An 18,532-nucleotide genomic window follows, 5' to 3' on the forward strand; every position below is an offset into this window, starting at 1 on the left:
GGTCGTTGTCAGACCGAGGACCTAGTCTGTGCACCGTGACTTCGCCTGCATCGACGGACCGTGTTCCGCCCCAGCTCAGCGCGGGGCCGCGCCCCGCACCGGGCCCGGCCGCCGACGAGGGACTGGCGCGGCGGCTGCGCGCGCTCGCCTGCACCGCGCCGCTGCACGACCTCGACGCCCGCAAGGCCAACCTCGCCGGCGAGTACTCGGTGTACGGCATGGCGGAGGTGGCCCTCTCGGCCATCGACCTGGTCACCCTGAACATGGACTTCGACACGGGCGCCGACCACGACCAGGTGGTCGCCCGGCTCATTCCCCGCATCGCCGCCCAGGCCCCGCAGCGGCCCGTCGCCGAACACGAGCGCGTGGCCCGCTGGGTCCTGGAGAACCTGATCAACGTCGGCAGCGTCGACCGCGGCTTCCGGGCGGTGTACGGCACCTTCACGCAGGACGGCACCTACGTCCGCCGCGACTACGACTTCAAGCTGATCGAGGAGGTGCCCGGCCCCGGCGGCAGTGTCTACCTGCGCACCACGGACGAGGCGGTCAACGTCCTGGTCGGCGCCCTCGACACCGATGTCACCAGCGCGCAGATCGCCGCCGAGGTCAAGCTGGAGGTGCTGATCAGCCGGGGCCGCCTCGCCGACGCCCAACTGGCCGCCGAGCAGGCCCGCTACCGCACGGTCCAGTACTCGGAGACCCTGCGGCGCGCACTGGACGCCACCCGGCGCAACGTGCGGGCGGTGGACTGGCTCACCACCGTGCCCGACATGATCGCCGAGGCCCTCGACCACGTGGCCGACCGCTACCGCCACGAGAACGCGATCCTCACGAACATCCGCAAGGCGCGCGACGAGTCCGAGGACCCGGAGCACAAGCGCCGCGCCGCCGAGCTGGTGGACATCGTCAAGGACTGCATCCGGCGCCACACCCAGCTCCAGGCCCGGCTGCTGGAGGCGGGCCCGCTCTTCCGCGCCGAACAGGACCGGCAGGCCTTCGCCACACCCATGACGACCTCGGGGATCGACCTGTACGGGCAGCTGGTCGCGCCCGTCCTGCCGCTGGCCCTGGAGCAGGCGGTCCGCGTCACGGACGCGTTCTTCGCACGCGGGACGGGGCTGCGTACACCGGTGTCGGTGCGGGTGGGCGACCTCGTCGGGATACTGCTGACGCCGCCGGTGGAGCGGGAGCATCTGGGCGCGGAGATGCCGGAGCCCGATCTCATCGCGACGCCGGACGACAGCCGGTTCAGCGAGGAGCAGCTGGCCGCCGCCATGGAGCTGCTGGATCTTCCGGCGGACGCGCCGCGCCGGCTGTCGGGGCTGCTCGGGGAGGCTCGGCGGACCGGCGACCCCGATCTGGCGTACCTGGTGGCCTTGTTGGCCGTGCACGCCGCCAGCCCGCCGGTCGGTACGGCGTATCGGCAGGGCGAGGAGAAGCTGTTGTTCGCCGTGGACGACGGGGCGGAGCTGGACGATCCCGAGTTCGGCGGGGCCGATCTGATCGTGGGCACGGCGCTGTTGGATTCGGCGGGGATGGCGGCGGACCGGAAGGATGCGGCGTGATGTCCTTCGCCGACTGCGGGCCGAGTGTGGCTGGCCGCGCAGTTCCCCGCGCCCCTGGGCGGGTCACCCGGCCCTTCGCTTTCCAGTACGAGGAGTTGCAGTCGTGAGCGAGCACGCCGAGTGGAGTGACACGGAGACGCCCACCGCTTCGGCGACCGCCCCCGTCACCCCCGCCGACGCCGCCGACGCGGCGCGGCTCGTCGCGTTCGGGCTGCAGCCCAAGCTGCAGCCCGCGCGGGACCAGGAGTACACCGAGTTGCTGCGGCGCTACCGCGAGGACCCGCCGTTCGCGCGGCTCGCCGATGCCGTGGCCGCCGGGCTCGGGCTGGTCGTGCTGGAGGTGTCCCCGCGCGCGGGGATGGCCGTCACCGCCGCCGAGGACTCGGTGTTCGCCGTGCGCATGGGCGACTACGCGCGCCGGACGGCCGCCGACGCCGGGGACCGGTTCCTGCACGGACTGGCACACCTCGCGGTCGCCGCCATGGCGTACCCGCGGCCCGAGGACCTCGCCGACGACGGGTACATCGGGCGCGTCTCGGTCAACGGCGTCGACGCCTTCGTACGGCAGGCCTGCCGCCGTCTGGAGGAGCGGGCCGAGGAACTGGGCGAGAACACCGACCCGGCCACCGACGCGCCCGGACTGGAGGCCGCCTGGCGGATCTGGGCCAGACGCAGCTCGGCCGGCGCCACCAAGGACGCGCGCCGGCTCGCCGGTTCGACCACCGGCATCGTCGGCAAGGCCGTCGCCTTCCTCACCGACTCCGGGTTCCTGCAACGGACCGGCGACGACAACGGCGGCACGTACCGGACCACCGCCCGCTACCAGCTCCAGGTACGGGACATGGCGGGCAGTGCCGCGATGGCCGAGCTCCTGGAACTGGGCGTGGTCCCGGTCACCGACGGCACGCCGACCCTGCTGCCGCCCGAGGACACCGACGACCTGGACCTGGTGGCCGACGCCGGGTTGCCGTTCCACGCGCCCGCCCAGTCCTGAACCTCCCCGACCTGCCGAAGACTTACGAGAGTCCGCCATGTACGAGCTGTCCCGCGTCCGCCTCTACTCCATCGGGCCCGCCGGTGCGCGCTACGCCGACACCGTGCTCGACCTGCGCGGTGTGGGCGAGCCCGTGCCCGACCCCGCGCCCACCCAGGCGGAGTTCTTCGAGGAGGAGCCCGTCGGCCCGCCGCGCCGGCCGGCGCCCGCCGGGGTGCTGTTCCTGGAGAACGGCGGCGGCAAGTCCGTCCTGCTCAAGCTGATCTTCTCGGTGATGCTGCCGGGGCACCGCAACACCCTCGGCGGCGCCAGCTCCGGCGTGCTGCGCAAGTTCCTGCTCGCGGACGACTGCGGCCACGTGGCCCTGGAGTGGCAGCACGTGCTGACCGGCGAGTGCGTCGTCGTCGGCAAGGTCAGCGAGTGGCGCGGGCGCCAGGTCTCCAACGACCCGCGCAAGTTCGCCGAGGCCTGGTACTCCTTCCGGCCCGGCCCCGGTCTCAGCCTCGACAGCCTGCCCGTCGCCGAGTCCACCGCCGTACGGGCCTCGGTCGAGGGGCAGTCGGGCGCGCAGGGCCGCCGCCGGACCATGAAGGGCTTCCGGGACGCCCTCACCGAGGCGGGCAAGGCGTATCCGCATCTGGAGGTGCACTGGGAGGAGATCCACGACCGGTGGATCGAGCACCTCGGCGACCTCGGCCTGGACCCCGAACTCTTCCGCTACCAGCGCGAGATGAACGCCGACGAGGGCGAGGCCGCCGGCCTGTTCGCGGTGAAGAAGGACTCCGACTTCACCGACCTCCTGCTGCGCGCGGTGACCGACACGAGGGACACCGACGGGCTCGCCGACCTGGTCAGCGGTTTCGGCAACAAGCTGGGGCGGCGCGCCGAGCTGATCGCCGAACGGGACTTCACCGCCGGGTCCGTCGACCTGCTCGGGCGGATCGTCGAGGCGGCCGAGGCCCGCTCCCGCGCGCGGGACATCCACACCGCGGCCGAGCGCCGCACCAGGACCCTGGCCCGCCGGCTGACCGCGCGCGGCGCCCAGGAGCGGGTGCGGGCCGCCGACCTCGCCCAGCGGGTCACCGGCGCCGCGTCCGCGGTCACGCACGCCGAGTCCGGCCGGGAGCGCACCGCGCTGGTCGCCGCCGAACTCGCCTACCGGCACGCCTCACTGGCGCTCGCCGCCGCCGAGAAGTCGGCCGCCGCGCAGAAGCGCGAACTCGCCGACGCGCGCACCCTGCACGCCGCCTGGCAGGCCGCCGAGCAGGTGCTGCGCCATCGGGCCGCCGCCGACCGGGCCGCCCGCGTGGCCGCCGCGATCCAGGAGGCCGAGCGGGACGCGGCCCCCGCCCTCGCCGCCCGCGCCAAGGCCGCCGTCGACCTCGTACGGGCCCTGCACACGGCGGCGGAGAGCGCCGAGACCCTCGCCAACGAGGAGGAGGAGCGGTCCGCCGCCCTCCAGGAGGTCAGCGAGACCGCGTACCGCGACTCCACCTCCGCCGCCACCGAGGCACAGCGCGCCCGCAGCGAGATCGGGCATCTGCGGCAGCGTCTGGCCGAGGTCGAGCAGGAGACCGCCGAGGCGGTACGCGCGGGCTGGCTCGACGACAGCGCGCCCGACGCCGACCCGGCACGCGCGGCCCTCGCCGCCAGCGACGCCGAGAAGACCGCGGTCGCGGCCTGGGACACCGCGCGGGAGGCGTCGCGCCGGGCCACCGAGCACGCGCGTGAGGCCGCCGCGGCCGAATCCCGCGCGGAGCTGACAGCGGCCCGCGCGGAGGACGCGGCCACGGCGGCGGAACGGTCCTACGCGGCCGAGCGGGGCCTCGCCGAGGCGCTGGCCCGGGAGGAGCGGCTGGCGGAGCTGCTGAGCCTGACCGGCGGCGGAGCACGCCCGGCGGTCCCACAGCCCCGCCAGGACACCGACGACAGCGGAGCGGAGGGTCTCACGCCCGAGGACCTGGACCGCTTCGCCGACGAGCTGCGCGAACTCCTCGACGACGCGGTCTCCTCCGCCGAGCGGCACCTCTTCGAACTGCGCACCGCCGCCGCCGACGACTCCCGGATCCTCGGCGCGCTCGGTGACGGCGGGCTGCTGCCGCCCGGCCCGGACGTCCTGGCCACCGTGGAGTTCCTCGGCGAGCAGGGCATCCCCGCGCTGCCCGGCTGGCGCTACCTCGCCCAGGCCGTCGACCCCGTCGACCACGCGCGCGTGCTGGCCGCCCGCCCGGAGCTGGTCGACGGCGTGATCATCACCGACCCGGCCACCCACGCGCGTGCCCGCGAGGCACTGAGCGACGCCGCGCTGCTGCCCCGGTCCGCCGTGGCGGTCGGGACCGCCGCCGCCCTGCTCGCCCCCACTCCGGCGCCCGGCGCGGACCACGGCGACGTGTTCCTCGTCCCGCCGAACCCCGCCATGCACGACGAGCACGCCGCCGACGAGGAGCGGCAGGCGCTGCGCGCGCGGGCCACCGAGCGGGACGAGGAGATCCGCACCCTCGCGGCACGGCTCGGCAAGGACCGGGAGCTGTCGGCACGGCTCGCCTCCTGGCGCACCGGCTGCCCGGCCGGACGGCTCGTCGAGCTGGCCCGGGCCGCCCGGGACACCCGGGTGTTCGCCGAGGAGGCCGAGGCCGAGCTCACCGAGGCGCGGACCGTGCGGGCCGAGGCCGACGAGGCCGCCGACGAGGCCGCCCAGGTCCGCGACGAACGGCAGGAGAGCGCCCAGAAGGCCCGGCGCGCCGCCGACGCGCTCGCCGGGCTCGCCTTCCGGCTGCGCGAGCGGGCCGGCTGGCAGGTCAAGCTGCGCGAACTCGCCGACGAGGCGGCCGAGTCGGAGGCCCGCGCCCAGGCCTGCCTGGAGCGGGCCCGGGCCGCCGGCGAGGACCGGCGTGCCGCCCAGCGCGCCGCCGACGACGCCCGCCGCACCGCCCGGGCCCTGCGCGCCGAGCGCTCCGAGATCGCCGGCGCCCCCGACGACGTGCCGGAGAGCGACGCGGACGGCCCGAAGGCGTCCCTGCCCGCCCTGCGGGAGGCCTACCGGGCCGCCTCCCAGCTGTACGAGAAGGTCGGCGTCGACGCCGACCTGCGCGCCGAGCAGGCCCGGGCGGAGAGCGACGAGAGCGCCGCGCGGGCCGACCTGGACCGGCTGAGCAACAAGGTCCGCACCCGCGCGGAGCAGCTGCTCCAGTCGCCGGACGGCTCCGACGGGCCCTCCCGGCAGGCCGCCGTGGCCCGCGCCGAGGAGCTGGTGCAGCTCCTGGAGACCCGGATGTCCAGCGCGAGCGAACAGCTCGGACGCCTGCGCGGCGAGGCCGAGCGGCACGCGCCCGAGGACGGCGAGACGCACACCGACCTGCCCGAGGAGCAGCAGCCGCGCGACGCCGAGCACGCGCAGGCGCTGCTGCGCACGGCGACCCACGAACTCGCCTCGCGGACCGAGGCGTTGCGCCAGGCCCGGGAGGCCCACACCGAACTGCTCGACGCGCACCGCGCCGCCGAGGACGCGGCCGGCGGCTTCGACGAGATCGCCGCCATGCTCCGCGACCTGCTGCGGGAACACACCACCGAGGAGGAGCACGAGGAGCCCGAGCCGTACCCGGGCAGCCTGGAGGAGGCACGGCAGTCGGCCGCCGAGGCCCGCCGGTCCCTGCGCGGCTGCGCCGCCGACCTGTCGTCCGCCGAGGCCGCCGTACGGGAGGCGAGCGACGTCCTGGTCCGGCACGCCAACTCCACGCGCTACGAGCAGGTCCGCACCCCCGCCCGGCAGCAGATCCGGGAACTGCCCGCGTCCGCGCTGCCCGAGCACGCCCAGAAGTGGGCCGACGCGTTCGCGCCCCGACTGCGCGTCCTCACCGACGAGCTGGCGCAGCTGGAGCGCAACCGGGACTCGATCGTGGACCGGCTCAGAGGGCTCGTCGAGTCGGCGCTCGCCACACTCAGGTCCGCCCAGCGGCTGTCCCGGCTGCCGGAGGGCCTCGGCGAGTGGTCCGGGCAGGAGTTCCTGCGCATCCGCTTCGAGGAGCCGGACCAGGCCACGCTCACCGAACGGCTCGGCGAGGTCGTCGACGAGGCGACCCGCGCGGCCGTCAAGAAGAACTCGGACCTGCGGCGCGACGGCATGTCCCTGCTGCTGCGCGGAGTCGCCGCCGCGCTCCAGCCCAAGGGCGTCGCCGTCGAGATCCTCAAACCGGACGCCGTGCTGCGCGCCGAACGCGTCCCCGTCGGGCAGATGGGCGACGTGTTCTCCGGCGGCCAGCTGCTCACCGCGGCCATCGCCCTGTACTGCACGATGGCCGCGCTGCGGTCGAACGACCGGGGCCGCGACAGACACCGCCACGCCGGCACGCTGTTCCTCGACAACCCGATCGGCCGGGCCAACGCGACCTACCTGCTGGAACTCCAGCGGGCCGTCTCCGACGCGCTCGGTGTCCAGCTCCTCTACACCACCGGCCTGTTCGACACGACCGCGCTCGCCGAGTTCCCGCTGGTCATCCGGTTGCGCAACGACGCAGACCTGCGGGCCGGGCTGAAGTACATCAGGGTGGAGGAACACCTGCGGCCGGGACTGCCGCGTGAGGCTCCCGCCGGGGAGGCCGGGCACAGCGAGATCACCGCGACGCGGATGTTCAAGCGCCCGGCGCCGAGTACCCCGTAGCTGACGGTGGTCGGGGAACCGCGGGACCGTCGCGGCTCGTCGCGCAGTTCCCCGCGCCCCTGACGGGGCGCTTGTCTACGCGTCCTCCTTCAGGAGGTCGGCGCACTTCTCGCCGATCATCATCGTCGTGATGCACGGGTTGACGGTCACGAGATCCGGCATCACCGAGCCGTCCGCGACCCGCAGACCCCCGATCCCCTTGACCCGCAGCCGCGCGTCGAGCGGGGCCGAGGGATCGCCGTCCGCGCCCATCTTCACGGTGCACGACGGGTGGTAGACGGTGTTGTGGGTCTTGTGGATGTAGTCGAGCAGCTCGTCGTCGGTCCGGACGTCCGGACCGGGCGCCAGTTCCGCGCCCGCCCAGCCGCTCAGCGCGGGCTGCGCGGCGATCCGGCGGGCGAGCCTGAGCCCGTACGTCATGACCCGCACGTCGTGCTCGTGCGTGAAGTAGCGCGGATCGACCCTGGGCTTGTCCCGGTAGTCGCGGGTGCGCAGCCGGACCGTCCCCCGCGACCTCGCCCGTGTCACGTTCGGCGTGAGGCAGAACGCGTTCTCGGACGTGGGGTAGCCCCAGCGCGCGGTGTTCATGTCGAACGGCACCGACCCGTAGTGGAACATCAGGTCGGGCCGGTCCAGGCCCGGTTCGGTGTCGTAGAAGACGCCCGCCTCCCACCACTGGCTGGACGTGGTGGTCATGGGCCGGGCGGCCTCCCACATGATGACGCCCTCGGGGTGGTCCTGGAGGTTCTCGCCCACGCCCGCCGAGTCCACCACGACCTCCACGCCGACCTCGCGCAGATGTCCGGCCGGTCCGATGCCGGACAGCATCAGCAGCTTCGGGGTGTCGATCGCGCCGCAGGACACGATCACCTCGCGCCGGGCCCGTACCGTCCGCGTGTGGATCAGGTCCGGGTCCAGGTACTCGGCGCCCACGCACCGCAAGCCGTCGAGCACGAGCTTCTTGGCCCGCACCCCCGTACGCACCTCCAGGTTGGGCCGCTTGCCCAGGACCGGGTGGAGGTACGCCACGGACGACGACTGGCGGATGTTGTTCTCGTCGGAGTTGATCTGGAACCAGTTGGCGCCCCGCACCACCGTCGAGCCCGTGTTGAAGGGCGTCGTCGGGATGCCGGCCTGGGCGCACGCCTCCAGCAGGGCGGTGCCGCACGGGTCGTCGCTCTTGAGCGTGCGCAGCTTCACCGGGCCGGTGCGGCCGTGGTGGTCGCCGGGCGCGTCGTTGTTCTCCAGCCGCCGGTAGAGCGGGAAGAGGTCCGCCGCGCTCCAGCCCGTACAGCCCGCCCCGGCCCAGTCGTCGAGGTCCTCGGCGGGGGCCCAGAAGGCGATGCAGGAGTTGTGCGACGAACAGCCGCCCAGCACCCTGGCTCGCGCGTGGCGCATGAAGCTGTTGCCGCTGGCCTGCGGCTCGACCGGGTAGTCCCAGTCGTAGCCGGACTCCAGCAGGCCCATCCAGCGTTCCAGTTTCAGGACGTCGTCGTCGCCGACGTCGCTCGGGCCGGCCTCCAGCACGCACACCGTGACGGCCGGGTCCTGGGACAGGCGGGCCGCCACCACATTGCCCGCGGTGCCGCCGCCGACCACCACGTAGTCGAACTCATCGGTGCTCATGGGTGGTGGACCTCCTTCAGTCCGCCGTCGGGGCGGCGAGGGGAGTCGTGGCGGCCGCGGGCCGCAGCTGGTGCTCGGAGAGCACGCCGGTGCGGTGCCGCTGGACGAACCAGTAGTAGGCGAAGCCGCCGCCCATGATGACCGCGACGAACAGCACCGCGCCCCAGCGCAGGTACCAGTGGAAGGGGGCGGCCGCGTTGTAGACCTCGGCCCGCGGCCAGATCAGGTTGATCGTCATGGCCGTGCCCCACACCACGGCGACGATGTTGACGAGCAGCCCCCAGCGGCCCAGCGAGAACTTGCCGTCGCCCGCGGGCTGCCAGGTGCCGCGCAGCCGGGCCACCAGCATCGGCCCGGTGACGCCGAGGTAGGCGAGGTAGATCATGATGATGCCGATGCTGGTGACGACGGTGAAGATCTGCGGCTGGCGGATGTTGACGACGAGGATCGCCACGGCCAGCACACCGATGATCACCGCGGGCAGCACCGGGGTCTGGAAGCGCGGGCTGACCTTGGCCAGCCTGGAGGACGCGGGCAGGTTGTTGTCCCGGGCCATCGCGAAGGTGAGGCGGATCGCCGCCGTGTGGACGGCCAGCGCGCACACGGTGACCGCGATCAGCACGCACCACAGCATCGCCTTGCCGGCGGTGGAGCCGAGCACGTCGAGCACGATGTACTGCAGACCGTCCGTGGACAGCTTGTCGCCCTTCAGGCTGGAGACGCTCATCAGCGCGAGCAGCAGGATCAGGCCGCCCAGGACGAACGAGGCGACGATGGCGCGGAGGATGGCGCGCGGCGCGTTGCGGGACGGGTCGAGGGACTCCTCGCCGAGCGAGGCGGCCGTGTCGAAGCCGTACATGACGTACGCCGACGCCAGTGACGCCACGAGGAACGCGCCCAGGTAGCCCGCCTGGTGCCCGGCCCCGGTGCCCGCCGTCTCGGTCACCACCTGCGGTCCCCGGGTGATGTGGACGGCGAACAGCACGATCAGGACGACCGTGGCTATCAGCTCGATGAGCACGCCCGTGCTGTTGATGGTGGCCATCAGCTTCACACCGAAGGCGTTCACCAGGGTCGTGAACAGGATCAGCACCGTCGCGAGGACCACCGCGTTGGTCGCCACGTCGTACGTGCCGGTGCCGTCCCCGACGAACTGGAAGAAGCTGGAGATCTGCGGAAGCGTGAGCTGGTAGGCGAGCGCCACCGCCGCGATCGACACGATCGACGCGATCAGCATCATCCAGCCGGCCAGCCAGCCCAGATGCGGATTGCCGATCTTCTTCGACCAGTTGTAGACCGAGCCGGCGACGGGGTAACGGGCGGCCAGTTCCGCGAAGCACAGGGCGACCATGAACTGGCCGGCGAAGACCATCGGCCAGGACCACCAGTAGGCGGGGCCGCCGCTGCCGTAGCCGAAGTAGAACAGCTGGAAGGTGCCGGTCAGGATCGAGATGTAGCTGATGCCGGCGGCGAAGGTGTGGAAGTTGCCGAGGGTGCGCTTGAGTTCGGGTCTGTAGCCGAACTCGGCGAGTTCGGTGTCGTCATTGCCGTGTGGTCCGGACGGTGGTTGCTCGGTCGTCGTCATGAGCGGACTTCCTGGTGGGCCGGAGGAAGGGAGGGAGCGGCGGCTCGGCGCGGGTGCCGCGGTTCGGTGAGGGTGGTTGTACCCGGGGATGATGTGCACCCTGTTACGGGTGGGTTCTACCCAGGGGTTTCAGGAGAACCACCCCTGCGGCGCCGGGGCCGTGTTGCGCCAGATGTGCTTCGTCTCGCGGTACTCGGCGAGTCCGGCCGGTCCGAGCTCGCGCCCGAAGCCGGACTGCTTGAAGCCGCCCCACTCCGCCTGCGGCACATAGGGGTGGTAGTCGTTGATCCACACCGTGCCGAGCCGCAGCCGGCCCGCGACCCGGGCCGCCCTGGCCTCGTCGCTCGTCCACACGGCACCGGCCAGACCGTAGACGGTGTCGTTGGCGAGCCGTACCACCTCGTCCTCGCTGGTGAAACGCTCCACGGTGAGCACCGGGCCGAAGGACTCGTCCTGGACCACCGACATCCCCGCGGAGCACTCGTCCAGCACGGTGGGCAGGTAGTAGAAGCCCTCGTCGAGACCGGGTCCCGAGGGGCGCTCGCCGCCGCACCGCAGCACCGCCCCCTCCTCCAGGCCCTTGGCGACGTACGCCTCGATCTTCGCGCGATGGGCCGCCGAGATCAGGGCTCCGGCCTGGGCCCGCTCGTCGAACGGTCCGCCGAGGCGGATCAGCCGGGCCCGGCGGACGAGCTCCTCGACGAACCGGTCGTGCAGGGACTCCTCCACCAGCAGGCGGGCGCCCGCCGAGCAGACCTGCCCGGAGTGCAGGAACACGGCGGTCAGCGCCATGTCGACGGCCGCCTCGAAGTCAGCGTCGGCGAAGACGATGTTCGGATTCTTGCCGCCGAGTTCGAGCGCGACCTTCTTCACGGTCCCGGCCGCGGCGGCCATGAGGCCACGCCCGGTCTGCAGTCCGCCGGTGAAGGAGACGAGGTCGACGTCCGGGTGGTCGGCCAGCGGGGCGCCCGCCTCCGGGCCGGCACCGAGGACCAGGTTGGCGACGCCCGGCGGGAGCCCGGCCTCCACCAGCAGCCGCATCAGGTGGATCGCGGTGTGCGGGGTCAGCTCGCTCGGCTTGAGGACGAAGGTGTTGCCCGCCGCGAGCGCCGGGGCGACCTTCCAGGCCGTCTGGAGCAGCGGATAGTTCCACGGGGTGATCAGCGCGCAGACGCCGGCCGGTTCGTGGACGACCCGGCTGTCGACCCCCTCCGTCCCGGAGTCGACGACCCGCCCGGTCTCGCTCGCCACCAGCCGCCCGAAGTAGCGGAAGCAGTTCGCGATGTCGTCGATGTCGTACGCGCTCTCGACGAGCCGCTTCCCCGTGTCCAGGGACTCCGCGCGGGCCAGCGCGTCCTTGTCCCGGATCAGCAGGCCGGCGACCCGCACCAGCAGGTCACCGCGCTCGTCCGGCGAGGTCCGGGGCCACGGGCCCGTGTCGAAGGCCCGGCGGGCGGCGCCGATCGCCTCCACCGTGTCTTTCCCGCCCGCCTCGTCGACGACCCCCACCAGGGAACCGTCGGCGGGACAGCGGATCTCACGGGTGCGCTCGTCGACCGCACTCCGCCACGCGCCGTCAATGAACAGGTCCGGCATGGCTGCCTCCCAGCAGGTTCACGAGCCACTCGTGGAAGATCCCGATGTGGTGCTCGTTGGGGACCAGCACACCACCCTTGCGGTAGGCCCGCGACGCCATCGCCGGCTGCGTCCGTTCGCAGGCCTCGAAGTCCTGCTCGTTGACCCGGTGGAACAGCTCCACCGACTTCGTCACATCCGCCCCGGACTCCACCACCTCCGGCGCGTACAGCCAGTCGCACTCCACGACCGTGCGGTCCTCGGCCAGCGGGAACATGCGGTGCAGGATCACATGGTCCGGTACGAGGTTGATGAACACCGTCGGCTTCACCGTGATGGCGTAGTAGCGGCGGTCCTGGTCCTCGGAGACCGCGGGCAGTCTGGCGAAGCCCTCACTGCCGTCGACCGTGAAGCCCCTGACCTCCTCGCCGAACTCAGCGCCGTGGCCCACGTAGTACTGGGCCGCGTAGCCGTCGGCGAACTCCGGGAGCACGTCGGTGAGCTCGGGGTGGATCGTCGCGCAGTGGTAGCACTCCATGAAGTTCTCGACGATCAGCTTCCAGTTCGCCTTCACGTCGTAGACGATCCTCTTGCCGAGCGCGAGGTCCTGGGTCCCGTAGTGGTCGATGGCGGCCACGTCGCCGAGCCGCTCGACGGCCGCGTGCATGACCGTGTCCTCGAAGGACGGCGGCTCGTCGGCGAGGCACACCCAGGCGTAGCCGAGCCATTCGCGCAGGGACACCTTGATCAGTCCGTACGCGACCCGGTCGACGTCCGGCATCTTGATCAAGTTGGGCGCGGCGATCAACCTGCCGTCGAGGTCGTACGTCCAGGCGTGATACGGGCACTGGAGGGTGCGGCGGATCTCACCGGCCTCCTCCTTGCACAGGCGGGCCCCGCGGTGCCGGCAGACGTTCAGGTAGGCACGGAGCGCACCGGTGCGGGTGCGGGTGATGAGGACGTTCTCGCGGCCGACCTGGACCGTGCGGAACGCGCCGGGCTTCGCGAGGTCGGCGCCGCGGACCGCGCAGAACCACATCGACTCGAACAGGTGCTGCTGCTCCCGCCGGAAGATCTCCGGGTCGGTGTAGTAGTGCCCGGGGAGGGTGGCGATCAGGCTGGGGGAGATCTGCCGGGCCGTGGAGAGCCGGCTCTCGGGGGCGGGGGTCGTCGTCACGGGCGTGCTCCTCAGGCGGGCGCGGCGGCGAGGCGGGCGGGGTCGAACAGGCCGATGGGGTGCGCGGTGCTGCCGGTCAGGGCGAGGTCGGCGAGGATCTCGCCGACGACGGGCACGAACTTGAAGCCGTGCCCGGAGAACCCGCAGGCCACGGTGACCGCGTCGGGGTGGGCCGGGTGGCGGGCGATGACGAAGTGCTCGTCCGGGGTGGTGGAGTACATGCAGGTCGCGGCCTTGAGGAAGGTGCCGGGCAGATCCGGGACGCAGCCGGCCAGGTGGTCGGCCATCGCCTGGATCTCGTCCGCGTGGACCGTGCGGTCGATGGTCTCCGGGGTGGTGACCTGCCCCTTGCGGAAGAAGGCGACCTTGGCGCCGAGGCCGGGGCCGTCGATGGACGGGAAGCCGTAGACCTGGACGCCGGCCGCGTCCTCCCAGATGTAGACCGGGTGGTTCTCCGGGAGGAAGGGCTCGACGCCGTGCCTGGGCTGGAACCAGTACATGACCTGCCGCTCGATGGTGAACGGCACCCCGAGGTCGGTGAGCAGCCGCGGCGCCCACGCGCCCGGGCAGATCACCAGCTGGGCGGCGGTGTAGGTGTCCTCGGCCGTGTGGACGCGGACGCCGTCCCGGTACGGCTCCCAGCGGGTCATCGGCTCTTCGAAGTGCAGGTCGGCGCCCTGCCGGGTGGCGAGCTGGAGATGCGCGGCGACGGTGTTCTCCGGTCGCAGCAGCCCGGCCTTCTTCTCGAACAGCGCCACCTCGTCGTCCCTGGGCGTGAGCGTGGGGAAGCGGCGGCGGATCTCCTTCGCGTCCAGCATCTCGTGCGGCAGGTCCCACTGGCGGGCGGAGAGCAGCGAGCCGGAGACGGTCCGCGAGCCGGGGCGGCCGACCATCACGCCGCCGGGGAGGATCGCGATCTGGCGGCCGGTGGCCCGCTCCAGGTCCTCGTACAGTTCGTAGGCGCGCAGCAGCAGCGGGACGTAGGCCGGGTCCTCGAAGTAGGACTGCCGGGTGATCCGCGAACCGCCGTGGCTGGAGCCCCGGTTGTGCACGGGACCGAACTTCTCCAGGCCGAGCACGCGGGCGCCGCGCGCGGACAGGTGGTGGGCGGCGGCGCTGCCCATGCCGCCGAGACCGATGACGATCACGTCGTGGGTGGGGGACATTGCGTGCCTCCTGAGAGTGGTCAGCCGCGCGTGTCAGGCCGGCGTCAACGGCGGATGCGGGTCATCCCCGGGTCGAAGAGCGGCTCTTCGGCGACCGTCGCCGGGACCTTCTCGCCGAAGTACTCGATGTGCACGCCGGTGCCGGCGGCGAGTCCGGCCGGCAGCCAGGCGTACGCGACGCAGCGGCCGAGCGTGTAGCCGTACGCGGCGCTGGTCACGTAGCCGGCGGGGGCGCCGTCGACGTGGACCGGCTCCTTGCCGAGGACCACGGCGGCGGGGTCGTCGAGGAGGAGGGGCGTGAGCCTGCGGGTGGGGGGCGTGTCGGTGAGTGCCTCGCGCCCCACGAACTCCTTGTCCCTGCGGACCGCGAAGCCGACGCCCGCCTCGTACGGGGTGTGCTCGTCGGTCATGTCGGTGCCCCAGGCCCGGTAGCCCTTCTCCAGGCGCAGGGAGTTGAAGGCCGAGCGGCCGGCCGCGATCACACCGAGTTCCCGGCCGGCCTCCCACAGCGTGTCCCACAGGCGCAGGCCCAGGTCGGCGGTGGTGTACAGCTCCCAGCCGAGCTCGCCGACGTAACTCAGGCGCAGGGCCGTGACCGGGACGTGGCCCAGGTACGTCTCCTTCGCGCGGAAGTAGCCGAAGGCCTCGTGCGAGAAGTCGTCGCGGGTCAGCGGCTGGACGAGGTCGCGGGCCAGCGGGCCCCACACGCCGACGCAGCAGGTGCCGGAGGTGATGTCCCTGATGTGGACGTCGTCCGGGGCGTACCGGGCGAGCCGGTCGAGGTCGGCGGGGGAGTTGGCGCCGACCTGGAAGCGGTCGGGGGCGAGACGGGCGACGGTGAGGTCGGAGCGGATGCCGCCGGTCTCGTCGAGGAGCAGCGTGTAGGTCACCGCGCCGGGCTTCTTGCGGAGGTTGTTGGTGGTCATGCGGTCCAGGAAGCCGAGCGCTCCGGGACCGGTGACCTCCAGGCGCCGCAGCGGGGTCATGTCGTAGAGGGCGACCTTCTCGCGGGTCGCCCTCGCCTCGGCGGCGACGACGGGGGACCAGTGGCGGGCCGACCAGGCGTCGCGTTCGGGGAGCGGGCCGAGGGCGTCGGCGAGCGGGGCGTTCGCCTCGTACCAGTGCGGGCGCTCCCAGCCGCCGCCTTCCAGGAAGTACGCGCCGAGCTGCTGCTGGCGGGCGTAGAAGGGGCTCACGCGCAGGGGACGCGGCCGCTCCATCGGCTGGAGCGGATGCAGCACGTCGTACACCTCGACGAACTGCTGTGCACCGCGTTCACGGATGTACGCCGGTGAACGCTGCGCGTCCTCGAAGCGCGTGAGGTCGCACTCGTGCACGTCCAGGGAGGGCCGCCCGTCGACCATCCACTCGGCGACGGCCTTGGCGGCGCCGGCGGAGTGGGTGACCCACACGGCCTCGGCCAGCCAGAAGCCGCGCAGCTGCCGCGACTCGCCGAGGACCGGCATGCCGTCCGGGGTGAAGGAGAAGACGCCGTTGAAGCCCTCCTCGATCTCGGCGTCCCGCAGGGCCGGGATCAGCCGGCGGCAGTCGTCCCAGCTCGGGCCCCAGTCCTCCTCGGTGAAGGGGAGGGAGGACGGCATGTCCAGGTTCCGGGCGCGGGCCTCGTCGTAGGGCAGCACCGCGAACGGGTCGACGGGCATCGGCTGGTGGGCGTAGCTGCCGATGCCGATGCGGTCGGTGTGCTCGCGGAAGTACAGGTCCCGGTCCTGGAAGCGGAGGATGGGCCGGGAGGCCTCCACCGCGTGCCCCTGGAGTTCGGGGAGGGGCCTGGTCCGCGCGTACTGGTGGGCGAGCGGTTGCAGCGGTACGTCGATCCCCGCCATCCGGCCGATGACCGGGCCCCAGAAACCGGCGGCCGAGACGACGTGGTCGGCGGGGAAGCCGCCCTGGTCGGTGACCACGGCGGTGACCTTGCCGTCCTCCTGCTCGATCCCGGTGACCGTGTGGCGCGCCAGGAAGCGGGCGCCCCTGGCGGTGGCCCGTTCTCGCTGCGCGCGGGCGGCGAGCAGGGCGCGGGCCAGGCCGTCGTCGGGGGTGTGGAAGCCGCCGAGGACCACCGACTCGTCCAGGAGCGGCCAGAGTTCCTTGCAGCGGGCGGCGCTGACGACCTCGCCGCGGACACCCCAGGCGGCGGCGTGACCGGCCCTGCGGTGCAGTTCGGCGAGGCGCTCGGGAGTGGTGGCGAGCTCCAGGCCGCCGACCTGGTGGAAGCAGGGGACGCCGTCCACTTCGAGGGAGAGGAACTTCTCGACCGTGTACGTGGCGAACTCGGTGAGCGTCTTGGACGGGCTGGTCCGGAAGACCAGGCCGGGCGCGTGCGAGGTGGAGCCGCCGGGGGCGGGCAGCGGGCCCTGTTCCAGGACGGTGACGTCGGTCCAGCCGCGGGCGGTCAGCTCGTCGGCCAGCGAACAGCCGACGATGCCGGCGCCGACGACGACCACGCGGGGGGAGCGCGGGTGGTTCTCGGGCGTGGAACCCGTTGCGGGCGTGCTGGACATGCCCCTCCTTGCGGTGGCGGGGAGGACGGGATGACGGGGATGGCAGGGGGAGGTGGAGGTCGTGGGTGCGGCGGGGCGTGGGGCCGCTGCGCGGTGGGCGCGGGGGGGCGCTATGCGGCGGACACCCGGGGACGCTCGGCGGTCGGCACGCTGGGTCGATGTACGGCGAGCGGGCTGGGCCGCTCGCCGTGGGTGTGCGACCACAGTCCGAGGCCGTCGGCGTGGAGCAGGACCGGCGCCCCGGTCAGGACGGAGAGTTCGGCCGCCGCGTCGACAGGGTCGTCGTGGGCGTGCGTGACGGTTCCGTCGACGCGTACGGCGTGGCTCCGGTCGCTCACAGGACCACCACCGAGCGGAGCACCTCGCCCCGGTGCATCGTGGCGAAGGCCTCCTCGACCTGGTCGAGCGCGATGGTCTCGGTGACGAAGGCGTTCAGGTCCAGCAGTCCGTACAGATACTGGTCGATCAGGAACGGGAAGTCGCGGCTGGGCAGGCAGTCGCCGTACCAGGACGGCTTGATGGCGCCGCCGCGCGAGAACACGTCGATCAGCGGGAGCTCGACCTTCATCTCGGGGGAGGGCACACCGACCTGGACCAGCAGGCCCGCGTGGTCGCGCATGTAGAAGGCCTGCTTGAAGGTCTCCGGGCGGCCCACCGCGTCGATCGCGATGTCCACGCCGTGGCCGTCGGTGAGGGCGCGGACCGCCTCGACCGGGTCCGTGCCACGGGAGTTGACGGTGTGTGTGGCGCCGAACCTCTCCGCCTGGTCGAGCTTGCTGTCGTCGATGTCGACCGCGATGACTTTCATGGCACCGTTGAGGCAGGCGCCCGCGATGGCCGCGTTGCCGACGCCGCCGCATCCGATGACGGCGACCGAGTCGCCGCGGCCGACTTGGCCGGTGTTGACCGCGGCCCCGTAGCCGGCCATCACCCCGCAGCCGATCAGACCCGCGGCCTCCGGGCGGGCGGCCGGGTCGATCTTCACCGCCTGGCCCGCCGCGACCAGGGTCTTCTCGGCGAAGGCGCCGATGCCGAGGGCGTTGCTGAGCTGGGTGCCGTCCAGCAGGGTCATCGGCTGTGCCGCGTTGCGGGAGTCGAAGCAGTACCAGGGACGGCCCCGGCGACAGGAACGGCAGGAACCGCAGGGAGCGCGCCACGCCAGCACCACGTAGTCGCCGGGCCCCAGGCCGGTGACGCCCTCACCGACCGCTTCGACGGTGCCGGCCGCCTCATGGCCGAGCAGGAACGGGAAGTCGTCGTTGATCGCGCCCTCGCGGTAGTGCAGGTCCGTGTGGCAGACCCCGCACGCCTGCACGGCGACGAGCACCTCTCCGGGACCAGGGTCGGGGACGACGATCGTCTGCACCTCGACGGGTGCGCCCTTCTTCACAGCGACTACGGCACGGACCTCGTGGGGCACGACCAAGCTCCTCTGCTGTTGCGCAATGCACTATGGGTTGCGCGATGAGGAACATAGTGGGAACGCCGACAAGCGGCCGTCAAGAGGCGCGGGTTAACCCTTGGCAAAAGGAACGGGCGGGGTGAAACCTGCCGGACACACAGCGGCGCGGGACCGGGAATTCCCGCCACCGGGCCGGTCTGCCGCTGCTCGACCGCCCGATCACGCCGGAGGAGGCCCTGGACCCGCGCCGGGGCCCCGAGGCGGTC

Annotated in this window: 11 protein-coding genes; 3 read left to right on the forward strand and 8 right to left on the reverse strand. The window is 72.7% G+C overall.

Features of this window, described 5'->3' with window-relative positions; genetic code table 11:
• Window positions 1-35: 35 nt before the first annotated feature.
• The 3 genes from ACWD0J_RS32140 to ACWD0J_RS32150 all read left to right on the forward strand — a co-directional run bounded on the left by ACWD0J_RS32140 (window position 36) and on the right by ACWD0J_RS32150 (window position 7,216).
• Window positions 36-1,565 (forward strand): hypothetical protein, encoded by a 1,530-nt coding sequence (locus ACWD0J_RS32140; RefSeq protein ID WP_451499374.1) that lies wholly within the window; start codon window positions 36-38, stop codon window positions 1,563-1,565.
• 103 nt (window positions 1,566-1,668) lie between these two features.
• A complete protein-coding gene (locus tag ACWD0J_RS32145; RefSeq protein WP_451499375.1) occupies window positions 1,669-2,559 on the forward strand; it encodes a hypothetical protein in 891 nt (296 codons plus the stop codon).
• A 37-nt stretch (window positions 2,560-2,596) separates the two neighbouring features.
• The gene (locus ACWD0J_RS32150; RefSeq protein ID WP_451499376.1) at window positions 2,597-7,216 is read left to right on the forward strand and encodes a hypothetical protein; all 4,620 of its coding nucleotides are present in this window, start codon (window positions 2,597-2,599) and stop codon (window positions 7,214-7,216) included.
• Between the two features lie 75 nt (window positions 7,217-7,291).
• Here the strand turns inward: ACWD0J_RS32150 and ACWD0J_RS32155 are convergent, their stop codons facing one another.
• From ACWD0J_RS32155 to ACWD0J_RS32190, 8 genes are all read right to left on the reverse strand, one after another.
• Complete coding sequence (locus tag ACWD0J_RS32155) at window positions 7,292-8,842, reverse strand: GMC family oxidoreductase (protein ID WP_451499377.1); 1,551 nt, start codon at window positions 8,840-8,842, stop codon at window positions 7,292-7,294.
• Window positions 8,843-8,858: 16 nt separating this feature from the next.
• On the reverse strand, window positions 8,859-10,427 hold the full coding sequence (locus ACWD0J_RS32160; protein WP_451499378.1) for an APC family permease: 1,569 nt from the start codon (window positions 10,425-10,427) through the stop codon (window positions 8,859-8,861).
• Between the two features lie 129 nt (window positions 10,428-10,556).
• Window positions 10,557-12,023, reverse strand: coding sequence for an aldehyde dehydrogenase family protein (locus tag ACWD0J_RS32165; protein ID WP_451499379.1), 1,467 nt, complete (start codon window positions 12,021-12,023; stop codon window positions 10,557-10,559).
• Window positions 12,004-13,179, reverse strand: a complete 1,176-nt coding sequence (locus ACWD0J_RS32170; RefSeq protein ID WP_451499380.1) for an aromatic ring-hydroxylating oxygenase subunit alpha — start codon at window positions 13,177-13,179, stop codon at window positions 12,004-12,006. The genes ACWD0J_RS32165 and ACWD0J_RS32170 overlap by 20 nt, the downstream gene beginning before the upstream one ends.
• Before the next feature lie 11 nt (window positions 13,180-13,190).
• Complete coding sequence (gene solA, locus ACWD0J_RS32175) at window positions 13,191-14,345, reverse strand: N-methyl-L-tryptophan oxidase (RefSeq protein WP_451499381.1); 1,155 nt, start codon at window positions 14,343-14,345, stop codon at window positions 13,191-13,193.
• A 44-nt stretch (window positions 14,346-14,389) separates the two neighbouring features.
• Window positions 14,390-16,864, reverse strand: a complete 2,475-nt coding sequence (locus tag ACWD0J_RS32180) for a GcvT family protein (protein WP_451499382.1) — start codon at window positions 16,862-16,864, stop codon at window positions 14,390-14,392.
• 110 nt (window positions 16,865-16,974) lie between these two features.
• The gene (locus tag ACWD0J_RS32185) at window positions 16,975-17,202 is read right to left on the reverse strand and encodes a hypothetical protein (protein WP_451499383.1); all 228 of its coding nucleotides are present in this window, start codon (window positions 17,200-17,202) and stop codon (window positions 16,975-16,977) included.
• Window positions 17,199-18,284 carry an S-(hydroxymethyl)mycothiol dehydrogenase gene (locus ACWD0J_RS32190; protein WP_451499384.1) on the reverse strand — a complete coding sequence of 362 codons (1,086 nt, stop codon included), beginning with the start codon at window positions 18,282-18,284 and terminating at the stop codon, window positions 17,199-17,201. The genes ACWD0J_RS32185 and ACWD0J_RS32190 overlap by 4 nt, the downstream gene beginning before the upstream one ends.
• Window positions 18,285-18,532 lie beyond the last annotated feature (248 nt).

This window comes from Streptomyces sp. NPDC003011 (genome assembly GCF_053591515.1).